This is a genomic window from Streptomyces sp. FH025 (assembly GCF_017427025.1).
Lineage (GTDB): Bacteria > Actinomycetota > Actinomycetes > Streptomycetales > Streptomycetaceae > Kitasatospora.
In genome coordinates this window covers 1-5,713 of the sequence record NZ_JAFLNG010000510.1, presented here as the reverse complement: position 1 = coordinate 5,713, position 5,713 = coordinate 1, and the positions used below count along the sequence as shown (strand labels likewise).

General features: G+C 77.7%; 2 protein-coding genes and 1 pseudogene. 2 read left to right on the top strand and 1 reads right to left on the bottom strand.

All coding sequences use genetic code 11. The features are described from left to right. Positions 1-942 (top strand): cation-translocating P-type ATPase (locus J0670_RS28060; RefSeq protein ID WP_207814492.1); only part of this gene is annotated, 942 nt, incomplete at its 5' end. Between the two features lie 72 nt (positions 943-1,014). Here J0670_RS28060 and J0670_RS28055 read toward each other — a convergent pair. Next, positions 1,015-2,805 (bottom strand): hypothetical protein, encoded by a 1,791-nt coding sequence (locus tag J0670_RS28055; RefSeq protein ID WP_207814491.1) that lies wholly within the window; start codon positions 2,803-2,805, stop codon positions 1,015-1,017. A 231-nt stretch (positions 2,806-3,036) separates the two neighbouring features. Between J0670_RS28055 and J0670_RS28050 the strand changes: the two are divergent. Continuing rightward, a pseudogene (locus J0670_RS28050) lies at positions 3,037-5,713 on the top strand (hypothetical protein); the annotation flags it as partial.

Genomic DNA, 5,713 nt, shown 5'->3' with positions numbered 1-5,713 from the left:
AAGGTCGACACCATCGTCCTGGACAAGACGGGCACCGTCACCACCGGCCAGATGACCCTGCTCGCCGTCCACACCACCGGCACCACCACCGAGGCCGAGGCACTGCGCCTGGCCGGCGCCCTGGAGCACGCCTCCGAGCACCCGATCGCCCGGGCGATCGCCACCGCCGCCGCCAGGGCCGGCGAACTGCCCACCGTCGAGGGCTTCGAGAACGTGCCGGGCCTGGGCGTCCAGGGCGTGGTGGAAGGCCACGCGGTGGTGGCCGGCCGGGAGGCGCTGCTCAACGAGTGGTCGCAGTACCTGCCGCAGGCGCTGGCCGAGGCCAAGCGCACCGCCGAGGCGGCCGGCCGCACCGCGATCGCGGTCGGCTGGGACGGCGAGGCCCGAGCGGTGCTGGAGGTCGCCGACGCGGTCAAGCCGACCAGCGCCGAGGCCATCGCCGAGCTGCGCGCCCTGGGCCTGACCCCGATGCTGCTGACCGGCGACAACCGGCTGGTCGCCGAGGCCGTCGCGGCCGAGGTCGGCATCCGGCCGGAGCACGTGATCGCCGAGGTCATGCCGCAGGACAAGGTCGACACCGTCAAGCGGCTCCAGGCCGAGGGCAAGGTCGTGGCGATGGTCGGCGACGGCGTCAACGACGCGGCCGCGCTCGCCCAGGCCGACCTCGGCCTGGCGATGGGCACCGGTACGGACGCCGCGATCGAGGCGAGCGACCTCACCCTGGTCCGCGGCGACCTGCGCTCGGCGGCCGACGCCATCCGGCTCTCCCGCAAGACCCTCGGCACCATCAAGAGCAACCTGTTCTGGGCCTTCGGCTACAACGTCGCCGCCCTGCCGCTCGCGGCGGCCGGGATGCTCAACCCGATGATCGCGGGGGCCGCGATGGCCTTCTCCTCGGTCTTCGTGGTCGGCAACAGCCTCCGGCTGCGCCGCTTCCGCTGAGCCCCCTCCCGCGCCGAGGCCCCGGAACCACACCCGGTTCCGGGGCCTCGGCGCGTGCCGACCCGCCCGGTGCTACGGCGACTCCGGCAGCTCCACCGCCTGCCAGCGGTAGGCCGCGTCCTCCTGCCACACCTGCAACTCGCCCTCCACCACCGCCGCCAGGCAGAGCCGCCAGTCGTCCCCCATGGCGAGCGCGACCCGGGTGGCCGGGCGCAGCGTGGGCCGCCACCAGCGCGGCCGCCGCGACGCCCCGCCGGGAGGCAGCCGCAGCCGTACGCCGCCCGCGCCCGCGAGCGCGACGGTCGGCCCGCCGCGGTGGCCGACCATCGCGATGCCCAGGGAGGGCTCGCCGTCGCCGATCTCGGTCGCGGGGCCGGCCGCGCCGAGGGTGTGCAGCTGCGCCGAGCCGTCCGCCCGCAGGGTGGCGGCCTGCGGTCCGGCCGAGGTGCGGGCCAGCGCCCCGGCGCGCAGGGCGCCGGGCGGGCCGAGCGGGACGGGCGGTTCGCCGGAGCCGGGGCGCCAGCCGAGCACCCGATCCCGGTGCTCGATCAGGACCAGCCAGGCGCCGGGCCGTTCCTCCGCGGCGGCGAGGACCCGGTCGGCGGGGCAGCCGGGGTGCTCCTGGCCGGTGAGGGTGAGCCCGGGGGCCCAGCGGTAGGAGCGCAGGGCGCCGGCGGCCGCGGTCCACACCGTCAGCTCCCCGGCGGCGCCGACCGCCCCGGCCAGCCCGCTGATCCCGCGCGCCGCCTCCCACCAGCCGGCGGCGGTGCCGACCCACAGGGTGCCGGTGCGGTCCTCGGCGCAGACCACCAGTTCGCCCTGGCGCCCGGCCCAGCCGGCCGCCAACTCCCGTACGGCTCCCGGCCCCTGGCCTGCGGGCAGCCGGTGGCCGGTGCGGCCGGGGCCGGCCAGCGCGGTGCCGTCGGCGCCGCCGGTGACCACCAGCGGCCGGCCGGCCCGGTCGGGCAGTACGGCCAGGCCCGCGGTGCGCGCCACCGGGCGGTGGGCGCGCAGGAGTTCGCGGCCGCGGGCCGCCCAGGGCCCGAGCGGGGCGGGACGGCGGTCGGGCTCGCGGGCGAGCGGTTCGCAGGCCCAGCGGGCCAGTTCCTCGGCGTAGCCGGCGGCCAGCAGTTCGGCGCGCGCCTGCTCGGCGGCCAGCCGGTGGTCGAGCCGTCCGTGGTCGGGCAGCAGCAGGGTGCGGGCGAGGGTGCCGACCGCGAAGAGGTCCTTGGCGGTGGTGGGGAAGCCGCCGACCTGCTCGGCCTCCGGTGGAACGTGTCCGGGGGTGAAGACCGCGACGGTCAGGGTGTGGTCGAGCGGGGCGAGGAAGGTCAGGTCGATCAGCTTGACCTGGCCCTGGGCGTCGACCAGCACGTTGGCGGGGGAGATGTCGCGGTGCACCCAGCGCTTGCGGTGCAGTTCGTCGACGATCCGGCAGAGCCGGCCCAGCACCTCGGCCACCGCCACCGGGCCGCCGCGCTGGGTGCGGGCCCAGGTGTGCAGCGGCACTCCGTCGACCCAGGGCGAGATCTGGTAGCCGAGCAGCCCACCGGAGGGCACCGCGCCGGGCCGGTGCGGGGAGGGGCCGAGCAGGAAGCTGGGCACGACCAGGTCGGTGACGCCGAGCCGGTGGGCGTTGTGCGAGACGTCGTCCCAGCGCCCGAGCCAGCGCCGTACCTCGGAGGGGTCGCGCTCCAGCATGATCTTCGCGGCGACCAGTTCCCTGATCCCGTTGTGGCCGGTGCGCACCGCCCGCCACACCTCGGCCTCGCCGCCCCGGTGGTGGAACTCCAGCAGTTCGTACTGCTCGGGGTCGAACTCCGGCCCGAAGCGGAGCCCGGGCACCCAACGAGATTCGGACACGCGACCCCCGATGCCTCTCACCGCTGCTGTTGGCCTGGCCATGGACCGCTGATCCGCGGTCATGTCCTGCCGATCCGCTGCCCAGGATAGTGCTCATTTCTGTTCGTCTGACCGGAGGAGGGCCTATTCTGATGGGCGCCCGAGCAACATCACAAAACAACGTCAAATCATGATCGTACGTGGGCTGTTGATCATGATGTGGGACGACGATCGAGCACAGGGGGACGGTGCATGCTGCTGATCGCGGTGCTGCTGATCGCGATGGCACTGGCGGGTGCGGCCGCCGTCGCACTGACACGCAGGCGAACCATCCCGGACGCCGCCGGCGCCGCCAAGGCCCTCGCCGCGGCCGCCGAACGGCTCGCCGCCGGCAAGGCCCCGCAGGCCCGCCGCCGCTACGCCCGGCTGGCCCGCCAACTCGCCGCCGCACCGGACGAACTGCGCTTCCAGCGCGGCCTCGCCCTGCTCGGCCAGGCCGAGGCCACCATCCCCACCGGCGACCAGCAGGCCACCCTGGCCCTGCACCGCGAGGCCTTCCCCCTGCTCACCGACCCGGCCCGGCAACTGCCCCGGTGGAGCCTGCGCCGCCTCGCCGAGGAACGCACCCAGGCCCCGGACGGCGACCTCGGACCGCTGCTCGCCTTCCTCCAGGCCACCGCCGCCGGCGCCGAACCCGGCGAGGAGGCCGAGGCCGCCGCCCGGACCCAGCACTGGCTGCAGCGGCTGTGCCGCGAGGGCGCCACCGACCAGCGCGAGCACGCCACCGCCAGCGCCCTCGCCGCCCTGCCCGGCCGGGACTGGCCGGTGCTCGCCCGGATCGCCCTGCTGCGCGCCACCGGCCGGGCCGCCGAGGCCGAACCCCTGCTCGCCGCCACCACCGCCGGCGGCAGCGGCGAACTCTGGTTCCGCTGGGGCGCCGAGCTGTTCACCCTGCACCGCGACGAACCCGCCGTCGCCGCCTTCGACGAGGCGCTGCGCCGCGGCCCCGGCGAGCCCTCCCCGTGGGGGCGCGGCCCCGAACTGCGCACCGACACCCTGCTCTTCCGCGGCCTGGCCCGCCAACGGCTCGGTGCCACCGAAGCCGCCTGGGCCGACCTCGCGGCCGCCGCCACGGAGGCCCCGGCCGACCCCCGGCCGCGCTACGCCCTCGGCCGGCTCGCCCTGCTGCTCGGCGCCGACGACCGGGCCCAGGAACAGTTCACCGCCGCCCTGACCGTCCAACCCGCCTTCGCTCCGGCCCGGTTCGGCCTCGCCCTGGTCCACGAACGGGCCGAACGGCACGCCGAGGCCGCCGCCGACTACCGCGCCGGCCTCGGCCAGGCCCCCGACTGGCGCCCCGCCCGGGTCCGGCTCGGCGCCGCCCTGGTCGCCGCCGGGCAGGCCGCCGAGGCCGAACCGATCCTGCGCGCCGAGGCCGACACCGAACCGGACACCCGCTGGAGCCGGGTCGCCGCCTTCCACCACGGACTGGCCCTCGCCCGTACCGACGATCCGGCCGCCGCCCTCGCCCGCTGGGAGTCGCTGGACGACCCCGAGCTGAGCGACCGCCGGGCCCTGGCCCGCGACCGGCTCGCCCGCACCCGGCTCGCCACCGACCCGGTCACCGCCCGCGAACTGTGGCAGCGGGCCTCCGCCGAGCAGCCCGCCGCCCCCGGCTACCGGTCCGCCCTGCGCGAGGCCGCCCTGCGCGAGGCCGCCCACCTGCTGGTCACCGGCCGCGACCACCCCGAAGCGCGCGGACGGGCCGCCGCCGCCCTCGCCCTCGCCGACACCCTGCCCGGCGCCCTCACCCACCGGCAGTCCCGGCTGCGCGCCGCCCTCGCCCTCGCCGAGGGCTCCGCCGACCAGATCACCGCCCTGCTCGACCCCGCCACCGGACTCCGCGACCGCTACCACCTGGCCGCCGTCGCCCTGCTGGCGGGCCGCCCGGTGCAGACCATCGCCCTGCTCGGCCCGCTCACCCCCGACCCGGCCGGCGACCCGGCGCTCGCCCGGCTGCGCGCCCTGCTCGCCGAGCGGGCCGGCAACTGGGCCACCGCACTGGACTGGTACGGGCACTTCCTGTACGCCACCACCACCGCCCCCGCGGACCCCGTCGGGGACTGCGCCGCCTGCGACCACCCCGCCACCGGCACCTGCGGCGGCTGCGGCCGCGAGGCCTGCGCCGCCCACCTGCACACCCCCGCCGGCACGGCCGCCCCGCGCTGCGTGCGCTGCACCGGCCCCGCCCTGCGCGCCGTCCTGGACTGCGCCCTGCGGGCCGGCACCCCCGAGCGGGCCGAACCCCTCCTCGCCGCCTGGGCCGACGCGCTCGGCGACAGCCCCGCCGCCGCGCCCGTCCGGCTCGACCTCGCCCTGCTGCGCGCCGAACTCGGCCGCCTCGACGAGGCGTTGACCGACCTGCCCGAGGACGCGGGCGCCGCCCGGGCCGCCGTACTGGTCCGACGGGCCGGAGCCGCGCTCGCCGCCGAACAGCCCGGACGGGCGGCCGCCGACCTGCGCCAGGCCCTCACCCTCGCCCCCGGCCACCCGCAGGCGGCGGGCACGCTGATCCTGCTCGCCGAGCACGAGGCCCACCAGGACGCCGCCGAGGGCCGCCACCGGGAGGCCTACCGGGGCTACCGCGCCCTGCTGCTCAAGGACCCGGCCAACCCCCGGCTGCTGCACGCCCTCGGCCTGGCCGGCTACCGGCTCGCGGCCGCCTCGCAGACACCCGACGAACAGGTCTGGGCCTGGACCATCGGCTCGCTGGTCGCCGCCCTGCACCAGCCCGAACTGTGGGCCGAGAGCGCCCGGATCACCGGCCGCCCGGCCGAGCCGCAGCGGCTGGCCACCGCCCGTACCGCGCTCACCGACCGGCTCCGGGAGGACCTGCGGGCCCTCGACCGGGCCGCCGGCCGCAGCGGCG